The organism is Olsenella sp. SW781 (assembly GCF_012027725.1).
Lineage (GTDB): Bacteria > Actinomycetota > Coriobacteriia > Coriobacteriales > Atopobiaceae > Thermophilibacter.
Genome location: NZ_SJOU01000003.1, coordinates 180,438 through 198,692, shown reverse-complemented (window position 1 = coordinate 198,692; position 18,255 = coordinate 180,438). Strand labels below are relative to the sequence as shown.

9 protein-coding genes are annotated in these 18,255 nt (G+C 70.1%); 3 read left to right on the top strand and 6 right to left on the bottom strand.

Annotated elements, in window-relative coordinates; translation table 11 throughout:
• Positions 1 to 169 precede the first annotated feature (169 nt).
• The 4 genes from E0L17_RS02940 to E0L17_RS02925 all read right to left on the bottom strand — a co-directional run bounded on the left by E0L17_RS02940 (position 170) and on the right by E0L17_RS02925 (position 6,859).
• Complete coding sequence (locus E0L17_RS02940) at positions 170 to 1,861, bottom strand: glycoside hydrolase family 13 protein (RefSeq protein ID WP_167929779.1); 1,692 nt, start codon at positions 1,859 to 1,861, stop codon at positions 170 to 172.
• A 75-nt stretch (positions 1,862 to 1,936) separates the two neighbouring features.
• Positions 1,937 to 4,201: a glycogen/starch/alpha-glucan phosphorylase gene (locus E0L17_RS02935; RefSeq protein ID WP_167929778.1), complete on the bottom strand. Its 2,265-nt coding sequence runs from the start codon at positions 4,199 to 4,201 to the stop codon at positions 1,937 to 1,939.
• Positions 4,202 to 4,275: 74 nt separating this feature from the next.
• Positions 4,276 to 5,811, bottom strand: a complete 1,536-nt coding sequence (gene malQ / locus E0L17_RS02930) for a 4-alpha-glucanotransferase (RefSeq protein ID WP_167929777.1) — start codon at positions 5,809 to 5,811, stop codon at positions 4,276 to 4,278.
• A 43-nt stretch (positions 5,812 to 5,854) separates the two neighbouring features.
• Positions 5,855 to 6,859: a LacI family DNA-binding transcriptional regulator gene (locus E0L17_RS02925; protein WP_167929776.1), complete on the bottom strand. Its 1,005-nt coding sequence runs from the start codon at positions 6,857 to 6,859 to the stop codon at positions 5,855 to 5,857.
• A 754-nt stretch (positions 6,860 to 7,613) separates the two neighbouring features.
• Between E0L17_RS02925 and E0L17_RS02920 the strand changes: the two genes are divergently transcribed.
• Positions 7,614 to 9,185 (top strand): UDP-glucose--hexose-1-phosphate uridylyltransferase, encoded by a 1,572-nt coding sequence (locus E0L17_RS02920; RefSeq protein WP_167929775.1) that lies wholly within the window; start codon positions 7,614 to 7,616, stop codon positions 9,183 to 9,185.
• A gap of 46 nt (positions 9,186 to 9,231) precedes the next feature.
• Positions 9,232 to 10,479, top strand: a complete 1,248-nt coding sequence (locus E0L17_RS02915; protein WP_167929774.1) for a galactokinase — start codon at positions 9,232 to 9,234, stop codon at positions 10,477 to 10,479.
• A 310-nt stretch (positions 10,480 to 10,789) separates the two neighbouring features.
• Here the strand turns inward: E0L17_RS02915 and E0L17_RS02910 are convergent, their stop codons facing one another.
• Positions 10,790 to 11,431, bottom strand: coding sequence for a metallophosphoesterase family protein (locus E0L17_RS02910; protein ID WP_167929773.1), 642 nt, complete (start codon positions 11,429 to 11,431; stop codon positions 10,790 to 10,792).
• Positions 11,432 to 11,441: 10 nt separating this feature from the next.
• The gene (locus E0L17_RS02905) at positions 11,442 to 13,403 is read right to left on the bottom strand and encodes a BMP family ABC transporter substrate-binding protein (protein WP_167929772.1); all 1,962 of its coding nucleotides are present in this window, start codon (positions 13,401 to 13,403) and stop codon (positions 11,442 to 11,444) included.
• Between the two features lie 259 nt (positions 13,404 to 13,662).
• Here E0L17_RS02905 and gltB point away from each other — a divergent pair, with 259 nt between their 5' ends.
• A complete protein-coding gene (gene gltB, locus E0L17_RS02900) occupies positions 13,663 to 18,255 on the top strand; it encodes a glutamate synthase large subunit (RefSeq protein WP_167929771.1) in 4,593 nt (1,530 codons plus the stop codon).

Below are 18,255 nucleotides of genomic sequence, written 5' to 3'. Positions count from 1 at the left end.
CCTTCTCGCCATGCGTAACCGCGACTTCTTGCAAATCCTCGTTTGCGCATGGCACGGGGCGAGAAGAGCGGGCGCGGGGCGAGAAGGGCGGGCGACGGGCAAGAAGAACGGGCCCCCGGACGAGCAGGGACGTCGTCCGGGGGCCCGACAGGGGGCGATGCCTGACGCGCTAGCGTGCGACCCAGGCGGTGGCGTCGGCGGGCAGGCCGCCGTCCGCGAGCGGGGCGCTGGCGAGAAGGACCTCGCCGGCGGGCAGCGCCACGGGGGCGGCGCCGAAGTTGGTCACGCTCGTGAGCACCCGGCCGTCGGCTATGGGGCGCTCGTAGGCGATGACCTGGTCGTCGTAGCCCGCGGCCCACGTGAGCGAGGTGTCGCCGGTGGCCGTGAGCAGCTCGGTGCGCGCGGCGAGCGCGCGGCGGTAGAACTTGAGCATGGAGTCGCGCTCGGTCTCCTCCACGTCCACGGCGTACTGCGCGAACCACTCGGGCTGGGGCAGGTGGGCCGGCGCGTGATCGACGGGCGCGGAGAAGCCGAAGTCGCCCGACTCGTCCATGGCCCTCCAGGGCAGCGGCACGCGGCAGCCGTCGCGGCCCTTGATGGCGTCGCCGTGGCTCGTCATGGCCGCCTCGGGGTCCTCGAGCGCGCCCCAGGGGATGTCCGCCACCTCAAAGAGGCCCAGCTCCTCGCCCTGGTAGAGGTAGACCGAGCCGGGAAGCCCCAGCTCCATGAGCAGGGCGGCGCGGGCGCGGCGGGTGCCGAGGTCGCGGTCCTCGTAGTAGGTCTTGCCGTCGCGGAGCAGCCAGTCGGTCACGAGCTGGTGGTGCACCGCGGAGCGGACCTGCGGCAGGCCGTAGCGCGTGGGGTGGCGCGGCATGTCGTGGTTGGAGAGGACCCACGTGGTGGTGGAGCCGGACTGCTCGGCCGCGGCGAGGCCCTTCTCGATGGCCAGGCGGAACTCGTCGGCGAACCACCCCGCGTTGGAGAGCTGGAAGTTGAAGACCTGCCCCAGCTCGTCGGGGGAGGCGTACATCCACTGGTGCTCGGGGACGACCCACGCCTCCGCCACGGCAAAACGCGCGGGCTCGTACTCGTTGAAGACCTGGCGCCACTCGCGGTAGATCTCGTGCACCTCGGGGCGGTCCCAGAGCGGGTTCTCGTCTCCGGGCTCGCCCTGGTCGGGGTCGTCCGGCCAGTCGGCGAGCGGGCGGCTCTCCAGGTCCTTGGCCAGCGCGTGCGCCACGTCGATGCGGAAGCCGTCCGCGCCGCGGTCGCTCCAGAAGCGCAGCGTCTGCTTGAAGTCCTCGTGGACGTCCGCGTTCTTCCAGTTGAGGTCGGCCTGCTCCACGGCAAAGAGGTGCAGGTACCACTCGCCGTCGCCCACGGGCTCCCAGGCGGGGCCGCCGAAGGTTGACTTCCAGCCGTTGGGGGGCAGCTCGCCGTGCTCGCCGCGGCCGGGGCGGAAGACGTAGCGGTCGCGCTCGGGCGAGCCGGGGCCGGCGGCGAGCGCCTCCTTGAACCAGGGGTGCTCGGTCGAGGTGTGGTTGGGCACGATGTCAACGATCACCTTGATGCCGACGGCGTGCGCCGCCGCGGCCATCTCGTCGAAGTCCTCGAGCGTGCCCAGGCGTGGGTCCACGTTGCGGTAGTCGGCCACGTCGTAGCCGCCGTCGGCGAGCGGGGAGGGGTAGAACGGCGAGAGCCAGATCGCGTTGATCCCCAGGGCGTGCAGGTAGTCCATGTGGGCGGTGACGCCCTTGATGTCACCGAGGCCGTCTCCGTTGGCGTCGTAGAAGCTGCGCGGGTACACCTGGTACACCACGGCCTGCTTCCACCACTCGGCGCTCACGTTGTTGCGGGTCATGTCATTCTCCTCTCTGCACAAAAGGGGACGTGCCTCTTTTGTGCAAGTTCTTGCACGTTTTAGGCACGTCCCCATTTAGGCAAGGTGCCAGATGTCGCGGTCGTACTCGCGGATGGTGCGGTCGGACGAGAAGAACCCGGACTTCGCCACGTTCACGAGGGCCCTCTCGCCCCAGGTGGCGCGGTCCTCGAAGTCCGCGAGGCAGCGCTCCTTCACGCTCACGTAGTCGCGGGCGTCGAGCAGCGCCATGAAGTAGTCCTTGGCGACGAAGTCCCGGTAGACGCGGGTGAGGCATCCCGCGTCGCCGCGGGCGAGGAGCTCCGGCGAGCAGATGAAGTCCAGCACCTCCGCGAGCTCGCCGTCCGCCTGCCAGAGGTCCCAGGGGCGGTAGTCGCCGCGCGCGTAGAGGCCGATCACGTCCTCGGACGAGCGTCCGAAGAGGTAGATGTTCTCGCGCCCCACGAGCTCCGCGATCTCCACGTTGGCGCCGTCGAGGGTGCCCAGCGTGAGCGCGCCGTTGGCCATGAACTTCATGTTGGAGGTGCCGCTCGCCTCCTTGGACGCGAGCGAGATCTGCTCGGACACGTCTGCCGCGGGGATGAGGTGCTCGGCGGCCGTGACGTTGTAGTTCTCCACAAAGACGAGGCACAGCCACGGCGCGACCTCCGGGTCCTCGGCGATGAGGCGCCCAAGTGCCAGGAGCAGGGCGATCGTGTCCTTGGCCAGGGCGTAGGCCGGCGCGGCCTTGGCACCGAAGACCATCGTCAGCGGTCTGTTGGGAACGTTTCCACGCTTGATCTGCAGGTACTTCCAGATGGCGTAGAGGGCGTTCATCTGCTGGCGCTTGTACTGGTGCATGCGCTTGACCTGGATGTCAAAGACCGAGTGCGGGTCGACCTCCACGTTCTTCTCGGCGCGCAGCCACGCGGCAAGGCGCTCCTTGTTGGACCCCTTGACCTCCAGGAGCCGCTGGACAAACCCGGCGTCCCCACGCAGGGCGAGAAGGTCCTCAAGCTTGGAGGCGTCGCGCTTCCAGCCGTCGCCGATGGCGTCGGTCACGAGCGTGGCCAGCGCCGGGTTGCAGCCCATGAGCCAGCGGCGGAAGGTGATGCCGTTGGTCTTGTTGGAGAACTTCTCGGGGTAGAGCTCGGCGAAGGGTCGCATCTCCGACTCAACGAGAATCTGGGTGTGGAGCGCGGCCACGCCGTTCACCGCATGCGAGAAGTGCACGTCCATGTTGGCCATGTGCACCACGTCGTTGCCGTCGACCACGGCCACGCGCTCGTCGTCCGTGCGCCGGCGGGCGAGCTCGTCCAGCCGGCGGATCACGGGCACGATGCCGGGCGCCACCTGCTCGAGGTAGCCCATGGGCCAGGTCTCGAGCGCCTCGGCGAGGATCGTGTGGTTGGTGTAGCCGCACGTGCGCTCAACGATGCCCGCGGCGTCCTCGAAGGCGATGCCCCGCTCCATGAGCAGGCGCACGAGCTCGGGGATCACCATCGAGGGATGGGTGTCGTTGATGTGGACGGCCACGTGCTCGGCGAGCTCTTCGGGCGTAAAGCCGCGCCCCTCGAGCTCCGCGAGGATGAGCTGGGCGCCCGCGGACACCATGAAGTACTGCTGGTAGACGCGCAGGAGCCTGCCCGCCTCGTCGGAGTCGTCAGGGTAGAGGAAGCTCGTGAGGCCGTGGCGGACGTCGCCCTTGTCGAAGGCGATGCCGTGCTCGGGCGCCGGCGACGGCTCCTCCACGTCAAAGAGGTGCAGGCGGTTGACGACGCCGTTCTCGTAGCCGGGGACCTCGATGTCGTACATGCGCGCCGTGAGCGGGCCAAAGCCGAAGGGCACCTCGAAGCTGCGCCCGGTGTCGATCAGCCACGAATCGGGCGCGATCCAGGGGTTGGGCTCCTCGCGCTGGACGCCTGCGGAGAGGTCCTGCCGGAAGAGGCCGTAGTGGTAGTTGAGGCCCACGCCGTCGCCGGGAAGGCCGAGCGAGGCGATGGAGTCGAGGAAGCACGCGGCGAGCCGCCCGAGACCGCCGTTGCCGAGCGAGGGCTCCGGCTCGCAGTCCTCCACGGCGGCGAGCGTGGTGCCGTGCTCGGAGAGGATCCGCTCGACCTCGTCCACCAGGCTGAGGTTCACGAGGTTGGCGCGCAGGAGCCGCCCCACGAGGAACTCGGCGGAGAAGTAGTACAGCTTGCGGTCTCCCGCCGCCGGCCGCATGCCCGTCTCCAGGTCGCGCACCATGCGCAGCAGGGCGCAGAAGATCTGCGCGTTCGTGGCGTCGTCGAGCGTGGCGCCCATCCCGGCGAGCGTCAGCCCTAGGTTCTTCTCGATGTCCATCGTGCTCCTCCTCGTTCTTCTCGCGTGCAAAGCGTGCAAAGCGTGCAAAGGGGACAGGCACTTTTGCACGGTCGTCACCAGATCCCGCCTGCCCCGCGCGCGTACTCGTCGGGGACGACCTTGATGGGCGGCAGGCGGCGGTAGAGCTCCATCTGCCGGTGCACGCGCTCGGCGAGCCGGCGGCTCGCGAAGCCCGGGCGCGCCCGCCAGACCCAGTTGCCCCCGAGCGTGGAGGGCGTGTTGATCCGCGCCTCGCTGCCCAGCCCCAGCAGGTCCTGCATCTGCACCACGGCGGTGTCCGCGGCGCTCGCCCAGATGGCGCGCATCATGCCCCAGCCCTCGCCCTCGGCCGGGTCGAGATGCAGGTACTCGCGGGCGAGGGCGACGTCGTCGGCCGGCGCCGTCTCGAGCCAGCCCAGTGCGGTGTCGTTGTCGTGCGTGCCCACGTAGGCGATGCAGTTGGCGGGGTAGGCGAAGGGCAGGTACGTGGCTCCCGAGCCGTCGCGCGTGTCGAAGGCGAACTCGAGGACCCTCATCCCGGGGAAGCCCGACTCCTCGAGCAGGCGGTGCACCGAGGGGGTGAGGTAGCCGAGGTCCTCCGCCACGATGTCGCAGCGACCGAGGCGCTGCTCCAGCACGCGGAAGAGGTCGATCCCGGGGCCGTTGCGCCAGCGCCCGCCCGCCGCCGTCACGGCGCCCGCGGGGATGGCGAAGTAGGAGTCGAAGCCGCGGAAGTGGTCGATGCGCAGGATGTCGTAGAGCCTCAGCTGGAAGGCGATGCGGCGGCACCACCAGTCGTAGCCGTCCGCCTTCATGCGGTCCCAGGCAAAGAGCGGGTTGCCCCAGAGCTGGCCGATGTCGGAGAAGCCGTCGGGCGGGACGCCGGCGATCTCGACGGGCCTGAGGTCCGCGTCGAGCTGGAACTGCTCGGGATGGCTCCAGACGTCCGCGCTGTCCTCGGCCACGTAGAAGGGGAGGTCGCCCATGATGCGCACGCCCGCGGCGCGCGCGTAGTCGTGCAGGCGGCCCCACTGCGAGAAGAACAGGTACTGGACGCCCTGCCAGAAGGCGACGTCCTCGGCGAGCTCCTCGCGCGTCCGGGCGAGCGCGTTCGCGCGACGCAGGCGCAGGCCGTCCGACCAGGTGTGCCAGGGGGCGCCGCGATGCCGGTCCTTGAGGGCCATGAAGAGGGCGTAGTCGTCGAGCCAGGACGCCTCTCGCTCGCAGAAGCGGGCGAGCTCTGCCGGGCGCGCCTCCCGAAGGCGCCCCACGGCGCGCCGCAGCACGCCGAAGCGGCCCCGGTAGAGGGCGCCGTAGTCCACGCGCCCCGGGTCGCGCCCCCAGTCCACGCCCGCGTACTCCGCGCGCACGAGCAGGCCCTCGGCGGCGAGGTCGTCGAAGTCGATGAGGTAGGGGTTGCCGGCGTACGTGGAGAAGGACTGGTAGGGCGAGTCCCCGTAGCTCGTGGGCACGATGGGCAGCACCTGCCAGATGGAGACGCCGGCGCGCGCCAGGAAGTCGACGAAGGCCCGCGCCTCCCCGCCGATCGTGCCCACTCCCCAGGGGGAGGGGAGCGACGTGATGGGCATGAGGATGCCCGAGGTTCTCATGCGTCCTCCTTTCTCGGCGGGGCCTTTCCGCCGCCGTCTTGGGTCAGAGGGAGCGGACGCTCTCTCGTTCGACGAGCTCGAAGTCCACGAGCTCGTGACGTGCCGGGGAGCCGTCGCGCATGGCGTCGAGCAGGAGCCGCGCGGCGCACTCGGCGAGGCGCTCGGCATCCTGGCGGATCGTCGTGATGCGGGGGACGGCGTACTGGGAGAAGGCCGTGTCGTCAAAGCCCACGAGCGAGACGTCGCCGGGGACGTCGAGCCCCTGGTCCGCGATGGCCCGCAGCGCCCCGAAGGCGACGACGTCGCCGAGCGCGAAGATGGCGGTGAGGTCGCCCGCGCGGGCGAGGAGCCGGAGCGTCGCCTCGTGGCCGCCGCGCTCGACGAAGTCGCAGGGCTCGTAGTCACGCTCGTAGTCGAGCTCGATGCCGTGCTCGCGGAGGGCCTGCTCCGCGCCGCGCAGGCGCAGCTCGCCGATCTGCCCGCTCGTGCGGTTGCCGCCGACGATGCCGATCCTGCGGTGCCCTCGCGCCAGCAGGTGCCCCACGGCGCTTCTCGCCGCCGCCTCGTTGTCGATGGTGACGCTCGAGAGGTTGGCGAACCCGAGCTGCCCCGCGTCCGCCGTGACCAGGACGCTCGGCGTCTCGATCTCGTGGAAGGACGCGCGGAAGCTCTCGAGCTCGCCGCCGAGGAAGACCATCCCCTTGGGGTGGCGCGCGTGCTGGTAGTCGATGGCGGCGCGGACCTCGTTGACCTCGCCCGTGAGGTAGGTGACGACGATCTCCTCCTCCTCGCGGGCGAGCGCGGCCTGGAGGGGCCCGAGGATGTCGTCGAACATGCGGTTGCCGACGCCCATCACGAAGACGGCCACGGGCGTCTGGGAGCGCATCTTGAGGTAGCGCGCGTTGGAGTTGGGCTCGTAGCCGCACTCGGCCATCACGGCGAGGATGCGCTTGCGCGCGCGGTCGCTGACGTTGGGCTGCCCGTTGATGACGCGCGAGACCGTCCCGACCCCGTAGCCCGAGCGCTCCGCGATGTCCCTGATGTCCATGGCTCACCTGCCTTCGCCCCGATGCCGTTGCCCGGAGCCGCTTGGAAACGTTTCCAGCCCATTCTAGCAGGAAGGGAAGAGGAGGGAGCGGATGGATTGGAAACGTTTCCAAACGGCTTGAGCGCAACTATAGCGCACTCGGCGCCGCCAGGGGAGAAGAACCCGACATTTCCGCTCGTGGGCGAATTTCCACCGTTCGCGGTTCTTCTCGCTGCGCGGTCCTTCTCGTGGCGCGGCTCCTCCCGCCCGCCGGCCGGGGAGTCGTCGCGATCCCCGCACAGCCGCTCTGCGGGCCCTTGGCGACGTTTTGGCCTGAGAAACCGTCGCATAGCCCCCGCGCAGCCAACCTGCGGGGCGCTCGCGACACCTTGCGCCGGGCGCCTTCGGGCTCGAGCATGCCCCCGCGCACGGAATCCGCCGACAGGCGAGAAGAACCGTGCGCCTGGGCATGCTCGGCGCAACCGTGCGCCTGGGCATGCTCGTCGCGGCCTCATGGCGTGCCCGCCGCCCTGTCGGGCTCCATCGGGCATGCCTCAGAGCACAGATCCCCGAGCATGCCCCCGCGCACGGAATCGTCCCCAGCGGCACCTGATTCCGTGCGTTACGGCATGCTCGCCGCAGGGCCCCTCTGGCACCGCCACCGGGCACGCCGCTCACGGAAGTGGGCCACGGCCATCCTCGATTGCGATATCGTTTCCATAGCTATGTTTGGCAGGGTTCGGGGGGAGCCCACGAAGAAGGGAGCCCAGAAAATATGGACGACTATCAGGCAGGCGCCGTCGAGAGGGGCGTGGCGCAGCTCGTCGCCTACGCCCTCGACCGGGGCCTCATCGGGCAGGATGACGTCACCTATGCCGCCAACCTCATGCTCGATGCGCTCTCCTACGAGCCGGAGGGCTCGTACGTCCCGCGCGAGGCCGTTGGGGACGTCGTCGCGTCCGGGAAGCTGCCGCCGCTCGAGGAGATCCTCGCCGGCCTGCTCGACGACGCCGTGGCCCGCGGCGTGTGCGATCCTGGCATCGCGAGCCGCGACCTTCTGGACACGCGCCTCATGGGCTGCGTGACGCCGCGTCCGAGCGAGGTCACCCGCACGTTCCGCGAGCGCTACGAGGAGTCCCCCAAGAGCGCGACCGACTACTTCTACCAGCTCGCGCTCGACTCCGACTACATCCGCTCCTACCGCATCGCGCGCGACCGCAAGTGGGTCACCTCCACGCGCTACGGAGACCTCGACATCACGATCAACCTCTCGAAGCCCGAGAAGGACCCCAAGGCCATCGCCGCCGCGCTCACCAAGAAGAGCGACCACGAGCCCTACCCGCGCTGCCAGCTCTGCCCCGAGAACCTCGGCTACGCCGGCAGGCTCGACCACCCCGCGCGCGAGACCATCCGCCTCATCCCGCTCACGCTCGCGGGCGAGCCGTGGTACCTGCAGTACAGCCCCTACGTCTACTACAACGAGCACTGCATCGTGCTGTCCGAGAAGCACGTGCCCATGCAGATCAGCCGCACCACGTTCCGCCGGCTGCTCGAGTTCGTGACGATGTTCCCGCACTACATCGTGGGCTCCAACGCCGACCTGCCCATCGTGGGCGGCTCCATCCTCACGCACGAGCACTACCAGGGCGGCTGCTACGAGTTCGCCATGGCGCGGGCGGGCCTGCGCGAGGAGGTCTCGTTCCCGGGCTTCGAGGACGTGCGCGCCGGCGTGGTGGACTGGCCGATGTCCGTGATCCGCCTGGACGCCGACGACCCGGAGCGCCTCGTGGAGCTGGCGGACAAGATCCTCGTGGCCTGGCGCGGCTACTCCGACGCCTCCGTTGGCGTGCTCGCCGAGACGGACGGCACCCCGCACAACACCATCACGCCCATCGCGCGTCGGCGCGGCGAGGCCTTCGAGCTCGACCTCGTCCTGCGCAACAACCGCACGACCGACGAGTACCCGCTTGGCATCTTCCACCCGCACCAGGAGCTGCACCACATCAAGAAGGAGAACATCGGCCTCATCGAGGTCATGGGCCTCGCGGTGCTCCCGGCGCGCCTGCTCGGCGAGATGGACCGCCTGAAGCGGGTTATCCTGGCGGGCGAGGACCCGGCGGCGGTGCCCGAGGTGGCGAGCCACGCGCCGTGGACGGCCGAGGTCCTGGGACGGCATCCCGAGTTTGCGCCGGAGAACGTCGCGAGCGCGGACCCCGCGGCGCTCGACGCCGTCATAGAGGAGGAGATCGGCCAGGTATTCGCGCAGGTGCTCGAGCACTGCGCGGTCTTTGCCGACGACGAGCAGGGCAGGGAGGCGCTCGCGCGCTTTGTCGCGAGCGTGCGCTAGGTGGAAAAGTGCCTGTCACTTTTCCACGCATGAGAGGAGATTACCCATGGGCATTCCCACGACCGACGCGCTGACCGCGGTCTACGGAGAGGACGCCGCGCGCGCCGCGGAGCGCCTCGGCGCGCTGGCCGCGCGCTTCGACGAGGCCTTCGGCGCCGGCGACCCGGAGTTCTTCACCGCCTCCGGCCGCACGGAGATCATCGGCAACCACACCGACCACAACGGCGGAAAGATCCTCGCCGCCTCCATCACGATGGACAGCATCGGCGCCGCCCAGCGCACGGACGACGGCGTCGTCACCATCTGGAGCGAGGGCTATCCCGAGGCCATCGTCGTGGACACGGGCGCCATCGACAAGATCCCGCACGGCGGCGGCTCCACCACGCTCGTCGCCGGCATGCTCGAGGCCACGGCCAAGCGCGGCTTCAAGATCGGCGGCTTCAACGCCGTGTGCTCCTCCGAGGTCATCCCGTCGGCCGGCGTGAGCTCCTCGGCCTCCTTCGAGATGCTCGTCTGCGAGATGATCAACCACCTCTACAACGACGACGCCATCGAGCGCGCCGACTACGCCCGCATCGGCCAGTACGCCGAGAACGTCTGGTGGGACAAGGCCTCCGGCCTCATGGACCAGATGGCGTGCGCCGTGGGCGGCACGATCCTGCTGGACTTCTCCGACGGCGTGAAGTACGAGAAGGTCGACTTCGGCTTTGACGAGCTTGACCACGACCTCGTGATCGTCAACACCGGCAAGGGTCACGCGGACCTCTCCGAGGAGTACTCCTCCGTCCCCAACGAGATGCATGACGTTGCTTCGGCGCTCGGCGTCAAGAACCTCTGCGACACGACCGAGGACGCGGTCCTCGCCAACCTCGCGTCACTGCGCGAGAGGTGCGGCGACCGCGCGGTGATGCGCGCCCTGCACTACTTCGAGGAGGTGGGTCGCGTCGAGGCCGCCGAGGCCGCCATCAACGCCGGCGACAAGGCCAAGGTGCTCGACATCATCACGGCCTCCGGTCGCTCCTCCTGGGAGTGGCTGCAGAACGCCGTCGTCCCCGGCATGCCCGCCGAGGAGCCCATCCCGATGGCGCTCGCGCTCACCGAGCTCTACCTGCGCAAGATCGGCGCGGGCGTGTGCCGCCTGCACGGCGGCGGCTTTGCCGGCGTGATCATGTGCGTGCTGCCCAAGGCCGAGACCGCGGGCTACGTCGACTACATGGCCGGCTACTTCGGACGCGAGAACGTCTACCTCACCAACATCCGCCAGACCGGCGCCGCCTGCCTCGGCAGGGCGTAAGGCGGACGTTCTTCTCGCCAGGGTACTCTGGGGCGGCGACGTGGCTTCGGCTGCGTCGCCGCTCCTGTGTCGAGGTCCCGGTTGCCGACATGCCCGTAGGGCCCTGCCGGATTAGGTGAGCAAAAAATCGGAACTATCTTGCATCGATTTCTTAGGTGAGTAGCGTTTGCCGAGGTCATCGTTCTTCTCGCCCCTTAGGTGAGTCGTGGTAGTTCACGTTTTTTGCTCACCTAAGCGCCGGCGGCGAGAAGGACGGCGAGACGGACGTCAAGCGAGAGGCGCAACGACGGCGCGCCCGTCTTCCCGTCCCCTACACGCCCTCGGGGCGGAAGAGGCCGCCGCGCTGTATGATGTCCTCGTCGGGAATCTCGATGACGTGCGACCCGAAGGCGTTCACGATCGTGGTGCCGCACGCATGCTCGCGCACGCGCTCGATGCGCCCGTAGTTGAGGTGCACGTGGCCGTGGACCAGGTAGCGCGGGCGCGTGCGCTCGAGGAGTCGGTTGAAGGCCTCGAAGCCGCGATGGGGGAGGTCCTCGAGGTCGCCGTACCCGCGCGCGGGCGCGTGCGTCACGATGACGTCGACCCCGCCCGTCGCCTGGGCGAGCAGCGTCAGGCGCGCCGCCTGCCTGCCCATCTCCGCCTCGGTGAAGCCGTGGACGCGGTCGTTGTAGCGGATGGAGCCGCCGAGCCCCATGATGCGCAGGCCGCAGAAGTCGCGGATCTGGCCGTCGATGGAGACGCAGCCCTCGGGGGCGTGCCGGTCGTAGGCGGTGTCGTGGTTGCCCTGCACGTAGAGGAGCGGCACGTTGGTGAGGGTCACGATGTGCTCCAGGTACACCGCCGGCAGGTCGCCGCAGGAGATGACGAGGTCCACGCCCGCGACGCGCTCGGCGTCCCAGTGGTCGTAGAGCCAGCCCTCCTCCTCGTCGGCTATGAAGAGGATCCTCACGCCCCGCCCCCTAGCGACTCGTGTCCTTGAGCAGCACCGTCGAGGGGTCGACCGGGATGACGCCTGCCACCTCCACCTCGACGAGGCCGTCGCGGTCGAGCTCGCGCTGCTCCGGCAGGCGGCCCACCACGTTCTCGTTCAGCCAGCGCATGCGCACGATCTGCTCGCTCGTGAGGCGCCCGGCCTCCGGGCCCTGGACGACGTCGCCGCCCTGGGCGCGCAGCTCGCCCGTGAACGGGTGGACGCGCCCGGAGAGCACCGACTGGCGCAGCACGTCCACGAGCATGCGCTGCCCGCGGGGAAGGTTCTCGGAGAGCCGCACGTCCAGCACGCCGGCCGACATGCCCCACCAGTAGTTGAGCGACTGCCCCTGGATCTTCTCGCCCTCCTTCCTCCACGTGTCGTTGCGGATGGAGCGCACGAGCATCTCGTAGTAGCGGCCCCACTTCCAGACGGGCTCGGCGAGGTGCGTCTCCGCGCCGTCGTCCTCCACCCGGTAGAGGCCCCACGACTCCTTGGGGGCGAGCGGGTTGGCGTAGTCGCGCCCCGAGATGATGTGGACGCCCTCCTCGCGGAATTCTCGCCGCCAGTCGTAGTCCTTGGCGGAGAACCACTTGAGGTGGACGGTGACGTATGGGTCCACCATCGCAGCGCCGATGGCAAATGCGTTGATCTCGGCCACGGTGGAGAAGACCGGCGACTCTGCGACGTACCCCACCTTGTGATGCCCCGCCAGGCTCGCCGCCAGGGCGCCGAGCAGGAACTTGGCCTCGTACATGCGGCCGTAGAATCCGCGTACCGCGCTGTGCGAGAGGCTCACGGAGCAGTTGAGGTAGGCCGGCCCCGGGTGCTCGGCGGCGGCGCGCAGGGTCTGGCGCATCTGGGCCGCGGCGCACGTGACCACGAGGTCGGCGCCCTGCGCCACGGCGTCGTCCACGGCCTGGTCGAACGCGGCGTCCGAGCTGCGGTCGGTGTAGGCCGAGGTGGCGACGGTCGAGCCGAGCGCCTCCTCGAGCTTCAGGCGCCCGCGCTCGTGGAGCGAGATCCAGCCCGAGGAGAGGGGGTTGCGGTCGTAGACGAAGGCCACGCGGAAGGGCTTGGCGAGCACGGCCTTTTTGGCGAGGTTCTTGAGCTTGGGCAGCGGCGCCGTGCGCTCCGCGCTCGGGTCCTCGAGGTAGGCGCGGGCGCCCGTGCCCTGCGTGACCACGAACTCGCCCCAGATCTTCTCGACCTGCGCGTCCACGTCCTTGGGGGAGAGGCCGCGCAGGTGCTCGAAGCCGAAGATGGTTATGTAGTTCGCGAGGGCGTCGCCCACCTGCAGGTCGAGCCCGTCGCCGCCGTGGGCGCGGAAGGACGCCGAGAAGCTGTCGAAGAGGCCGCGCAGGTCGCGCACGACGTCCTCGGGCCACGGGGTCTCGAGGTCGCGGCCAAGAAGCGCCGCGAGGCGCGCGTAGAAGCCCTCCTCGGAGGAGGTGATGCCGTAGATGGGGCAGACGCGGTAGAAGCGCGTGAACTCGTGGTAGACGCGCAGGCCCTTCTCGTCGGAGGGCATGGGCGTCACGCGCGTGATGCTGGCGAGGATCGTGGGCATGCCCAGATAGCGCGAGACGGAGACGCGCTTGTTGCCCTCCTGCACGTAGAAGCGCTGCAGGTACTCGTAGACGACGATCGGGTCGCGCAGCCCCTCGGCGCGCTGGGAGTCGATGAGGTCGCTCCACTTCATCGCGAACTCGGACTCGGGCTCTGCGATGGGGTAGAAGCTGCTGGAGAACATGTTCTGTCTGCCGCGCGTCTTGGTGCCCGCGATGAGCGAGAGGTCCACCTCGGCGAGGCCGATGGGCACCTCGCCCTGGTAGCCCTGGTTCTTGAGGATGTCGTCCAGCGCGGGAGGGTACGGGTAGTGGCCGTCCGAGACGTCGCGCTCGACCTGCCTGAGGCCGAGCTTGCGAGCCTTAGCATAGTCCTCGAGCATGGGACCGCCTTTCCTCGGCATGGAATCGATTCCCCCTTCGTCCATGGTAGCGCGTCTTCGGCCGCGCCGCGGCGCCATTCTTCGCCGCGGCCCGGCCCGCGCGTGAGCGGCGCAGATTTCCCGCCCGTTTCCGGCGCGCGTCTCGCGGATGGCGGGCGAGAAACGCCTGCGTGGCGAGCGCGTAGCAAGTCGGTCTCGTTTTTCTCGCCCGGCGCGGGCGCGCCGTAGACTCCCCTTGAAGTCGAACGAGGGGAGTCCCATGAACCGCGGTCTTTATCGCGAGAGCTTCGAGCATGACGCCTGCGGCATCGGCGCCATCGCGCACCTGCACGGGAAGCGCAGCCACCAGACGCTCGACGACGCGCTCTCGGTGCTCGTGAACCTGGAGCACCGCGGCGGCAAGGGCCTCGAGCGCAACACCGGCGACGGCGCGGGCGTGCTCTTCCAGGTGCCGCACCGCTTCTTCCGCAAGGAGGCGCAGAAGGAGGGCCAGCTGCTGCCCGACGAGGGCGACTACGGCGTGGCCATGCTGTTCCTGCCGCACGACGACGCCGCCGGCGTGACGGCGGCGCGCCAGGTCTTCGAGCGCGGCTGCGCCGAGTGCGAAGTGCCGCTCATGTTCTGGCGCGAGGTCCCGGTGGACCCGCACGACCTCGGCTCCACGGCGCGCGCCTGCATGCCCACCATCTACCAGGCGTTCCTGCGCCGGCCGGAGGACGTCTCCCGCGGCCAGGACTTCGAGCGCCGCCTCTACGTCTGCCGTCGCACCATCGAGCGCGCGGCCGACGCCACGCCCGCGCTCGAGGGCAAGATCTTCTACGTCTGCAGCATGTCCAGCCGCACGATCGTCTACAAGGGCATGCTCGTCGCCACGCAGATGCGCCGCTTCTACCTGGACCTCAACGACGCCGCGGTGGAGACGGCGCTCGCCCTCGTGCACTCGCGCTACTCCACCAACACCACGCCCTCCTGGGAGCGCGCCCACCCCAACCGCTACCTCATCCACAACGGCGAGATCAACACCCTGCGCGGCAACGTCTCCTGGATCCGCGCCCGCGAGCCGCGGCTCTACTCGCCCGTGCTGGGCGCCGACCTCGAGCGCGTGATGCCGATCATCAACCGCGAGGGCTCCGACTCCGCGATCCTGGACAACGTGCTCGAGTTCCTCGTCATGAACGGACGGCCCCTCGACCGCGCGGTCACGCTCATGATGCCCGAGCCCTGGGACAAGAACCCCGCCCTCGGCGAGAAGCGCCGCGCCTACGACGCCTACCAGTCCATGCTCATGGAGCCCTGGGACGGCCCCGCGGCGATCGTCTTCACCGACGGCCGCATGCTCGGCGCCGCGCTCGACCGCAACGGCCTGCGCCCGGCCCGCTACTACGTGACGCGCGACGACCGGCTGATCCTCGCCTCCGAGGTGGGGACCATCGACGTCGAGCCCGAGAACATCCTGCGCACGGGATGCCTCGGCCCCGGCGAGATGCTCGAGGTGGACCCCGTGCAGGGGCGCGTCGTCTGGAACGACGAGGTCCGCGACCGCCTGGCGGGCGAGAAGCCGTATCGCGACTGGATCGACGAGGAGACGATCGAGCTCCAGGACCTTCCTGCGCCCGCGCCGCAGGACGGGCCGACGCCGCCTGCCGGCGCCGCCCCCTCCCTCGCGTCGCGCCTCGCCGCCTACGGCTGGCACTACGACGACGTGGACGAGGTCGTGCGGCCCATGGCGGAGAAGGGGTCGGTGCCGCTGGCGTCGATGGGCGTGGACGCGCCGCTCGCGTGCCTCTCCACCAAGACGCGCTCGTTCTTCGACTACTTCCATCAGCTCTTCGCGCAGGTCACCAACCCGCCGATCGACGCGCTGCGCGAGAGCATGGTCACGAGCACGACGCTCTACCTCGGCAACCACGGGAACCTCCTCGAGGACTGCCGCGACGCCTGCCGCCTCGTGCGCCTGCCCGGCCCCATCCTCTCCGAGGCCGACTTCCGGCGAGTCTGCGCGATCGACCGCGCGGGCTTCGCCGTGGCGCGCCTCAGCGCGACCTACCCCGCCGGTGCGGGCCCGCACGCGCTGGCCGAGGCCCTGGACGCCCTGGCGGCGCAGGCCGAGAAGGACGTGCGCTCCGGGGCCAACATCGTGGTGATCTCCGACCGCGCGGGCTCCGGCGAGGCGCCGATCCCGTCCCTGCTCGCCCTCGGCTGCGTGCACAACCACCTCATCCGCTGCGGCCTGCGCACGCGCGCGGACCTCGTGGTGGAGACCGGCGATGCCCTCTGCGCCCATGACTTCGCGTGCCTCGTGGGCTACTCGGCGAGCGGCATCCACCCGTACCTGGCGCACGACTGCATCCGCGACCTGTGCGCCCGCGGCGAGCTCGCGCTCTCCCCGGAGGAGGCCTGCGCCAACTTCGACCGGGCGGTCACGGCGGGCATCGTCTCCGTCATGTCCAAGATGGGCATCTCCACGATGCAGGGCTACCACTCCGCGCAGATCTTCGAGGTCCTGGGGCTCTCCGAGGAGCTCGTCGAGAAGTGCTTCACCTTCACGGCCACGCGCGTGGGCGGCCTCACGGCGGACGACCTCCAGCGGGAGCTCGACGCGCGCCGCGCCGCCGCGACGGGGCTCGCCGCGTCCCCCGCGCCGGACCAGCTCCCCACGCTCGGCCTCACCAAGTGGCGCCCGGCGGGCGAGGAGCACCTCATCGACCCCAAGGCCATCTACCTCCTGCAGCGCGCCTGCCGCGAGGGCGACTACGGCCTCTTCAAGGAGTACTCCGCGTGGGTGCACCGGCCCGGACGCGCCGTCACCCTGCGCGACCTCATGGGCTTCTCGCCCGCCGGCGCGCCCGTGCCGCTCGAGGAGGTGGAGCCCGCGAGCGAGATCGTGCGGCGCTTCAACACCGGCGCCATGAGCTACGGCTCCATCTCGCGCGAGCAGCACGAGTGTCTCGCCGTGGCGATGAACCGCCTGCACGGCCGCTCCAACTCCGGCGAGGGCGGCGAGGACCCCGCGCGCGAGACGCCGCGCGCCAACGGCGACTCCGCGCGCTCCGCGATCAAGCAGGTGGCGTCCGGGCGCTTCGGCGTGACGAGCCGCTACCTGGTCTCCGCGACCGAGATCCAGATCAAGATGGCGCAGGGCGCCAAGCCCGGCGAGGGCGGCCATCTGCCCGGCAAGAAGGTCTACCCGTGGATCGCCGAGGTGCGTCAGTCAACGCCTGGCGTGAGCCTCATCTCGCCCCCGCCGCACCACGACATCTACTCGATCGAGGACCTCGCCGAGCTGATATTCGACCTCAAGTGCGCCAACCCCGGCGCCCGCGTCTCGGTCAAGCTCTGCGCCCTCGCGGGCGTGGGCACCATCGCCACGGGCGTGGCCAAGGGCGGGGCCGACAAGATCCTCGTCTCCGGGCACAACGGCGGCACCGGCGCCGCCCCGCGAGACTCCATCTACCACGCGGGCATCCCGTTCGAGATCGGCCTCGCCGAGACGCAGCAGACGCTCCTGCGCAACGGCCTGCGCTCCCGCGTGGTGCTCGAGACGGACGGCAAGCTCATGAGCGGGCGCGACGTGGCGATCGCGGCGCTTCTGGGCGCCGAGGAGTTCGGCTTCGCCACGATGCCGCTCATCGCCTGCGGCTGCCTCATGCAACGCGACTGCCAGCGCGACACCTGCCCGGCGGGCGTGGCCACGCAGGACTGCCGCCTGCGCGCCCGCTTCTCGGGACGGCCCGAGCACGTGGTGAACTTCATGACGTTCGTGGCCGAGGAGCTGCGCGAGATCATGGCGTCGCTGGGCTTTCGCACGGTGGACGAGATGGTCGGCCGCGCCGACTGCCTCACGCAGGTGCCCGTCGCCGGCGAGGACAGCTGGAAGGCCAACCGCCTGGACCTCTCCGACCTTCTCGCCCCCGGCGTCTGCGAGTTCGGGCGGCAGATCCCCGGCGCCGACGTGCCGCGCTTCCTGCCCGAGATGGCGGCCGACCTGGAGCTCGGCCGCACGCTCGACGCCACGCTGCTCGTGCCCTACACCGAGCGCGCCCGCGCGCACCTCGAGCCCATCCGCCTGCGCGCGGACATCGACAACGTGAACCGCTGCGTGGGCACGATGCTCGGCAGCCGCGTGACGGCCGCGCACCCCGACGGCCTCCCGGAGGGCTCGGTCACGGTGGACTGCGCGGGCTCGGCGGGCCAGAGCTTCGGCGCCTTCCTGCCGGCGGGCGTCACGCTCAACGTGGCGGGCGACGCCAACGACTACTTCGGCAAGGGCCTCTCGGGCGGCGTCCTCTCCGTGCGGCCCGCGGACGGTGCCACCTACAAGTTCGACGAGAACGTCATCGTGGGCAACGTGGCCCTCTACGGCGCCACGGGCGGGCGCGCCTTCGTGAACGGCCTTGCGGGCCAGCGCTTCTGCGTGCGCAACTCCGGTGCCACGGTGGTGGTGGAGGGCGTGGGCGCGCACGGCTGCGAGTACATGACGGGCGGCACCGTGGTCGTGCTCGGCGAGGTGGGCCCCAACTTCGCCGCGGGCATGTCGGGGGGCGTGGCCTACGTCTACGACCGCTTCGGCACGCTCGCCAGGCGCTGCAACCGGGAGCTCGTGAACCTGGAGGAGCCGGGCGAGAAGGACCTCGAGCTCGTGCGCTCGCTCGTGGAGGAGCACGTGCGCCGCACGGCGAGCCCGCGCGGCATCAAGCTCCTCTACCAGTTCGACGAGGCGCGTGACAGCTTCGTGAAGGTGATACCGCGCGACTACGAGCGGGTCCTCGGCCTAGTGGCCGAGGCGGAGGCAGCGGGCGCGTCCCGCGAGGCCGCGCTCGAGCGCGCGTTCGACGTCATGAGGGAGGGCTAG

Excerpts from the sequence above, each read along its gene's own strand:
- E0L17_RS02940 (WP_167929779.1), bottom strand. The coding sequence starts at position 1,861 with ATGACCCGCAACAACGTGAGCGCCGAGTGGTGGAAGCAGGCCGTGGTG.
- E0L17_RS02935 (WP_167929778.1), bottom strand. The coding sequence starts at position 4,201 with ATGGACATCGAGAAGAACCTAGGGCTGACGCTCGCCGGGATGGGCGCC.
- malQ (WP_167929777.1), bottom strand. The coding sequence starts at position 5,811 with ATGAGAACCTCGGGCATCCTCATGCCCATCACGTCGCTCCCCTCCCCC.
- E0L17_RS02925 (WP_167929776.1), bottom strand. The coding sequence starts at position 6,859 with ATGGACATCAGGGACATCGCGGAGCGCTCGGGCTACGGGGTCGGGACG.
- E0L17_RS02920 (WP_167929775.1), top strand. The coding sequence starts at position 7,614 with ATGGACGACTATCAGGCAGGCGCCGTCGAGAGGGGCGTGGCGCAGCTC.
- E0L17_RS02915 (WP_167929774.1), top strand. The coding sequence starts at position 9,232 with ATGGGCATTCCCACGACCGACGCGCTGACCGCGGTCTACGGAGAGGAC.
- E0L17_RS02905 (WP_167929772.1), bottom strand. The coding sequence starts at position 13,403 with ATGCTCGAGGACTATGCTAAGGCTCGCAAGCTCGGCCTCAGGCAGGTC.
- gltB (WP_167929771.1), top strand. The coding sequence starts at position 13,663 with ATGAACCGCGGTCTTTATCGCGAGAGCTTCGAGCATGACGCCTGCGGC.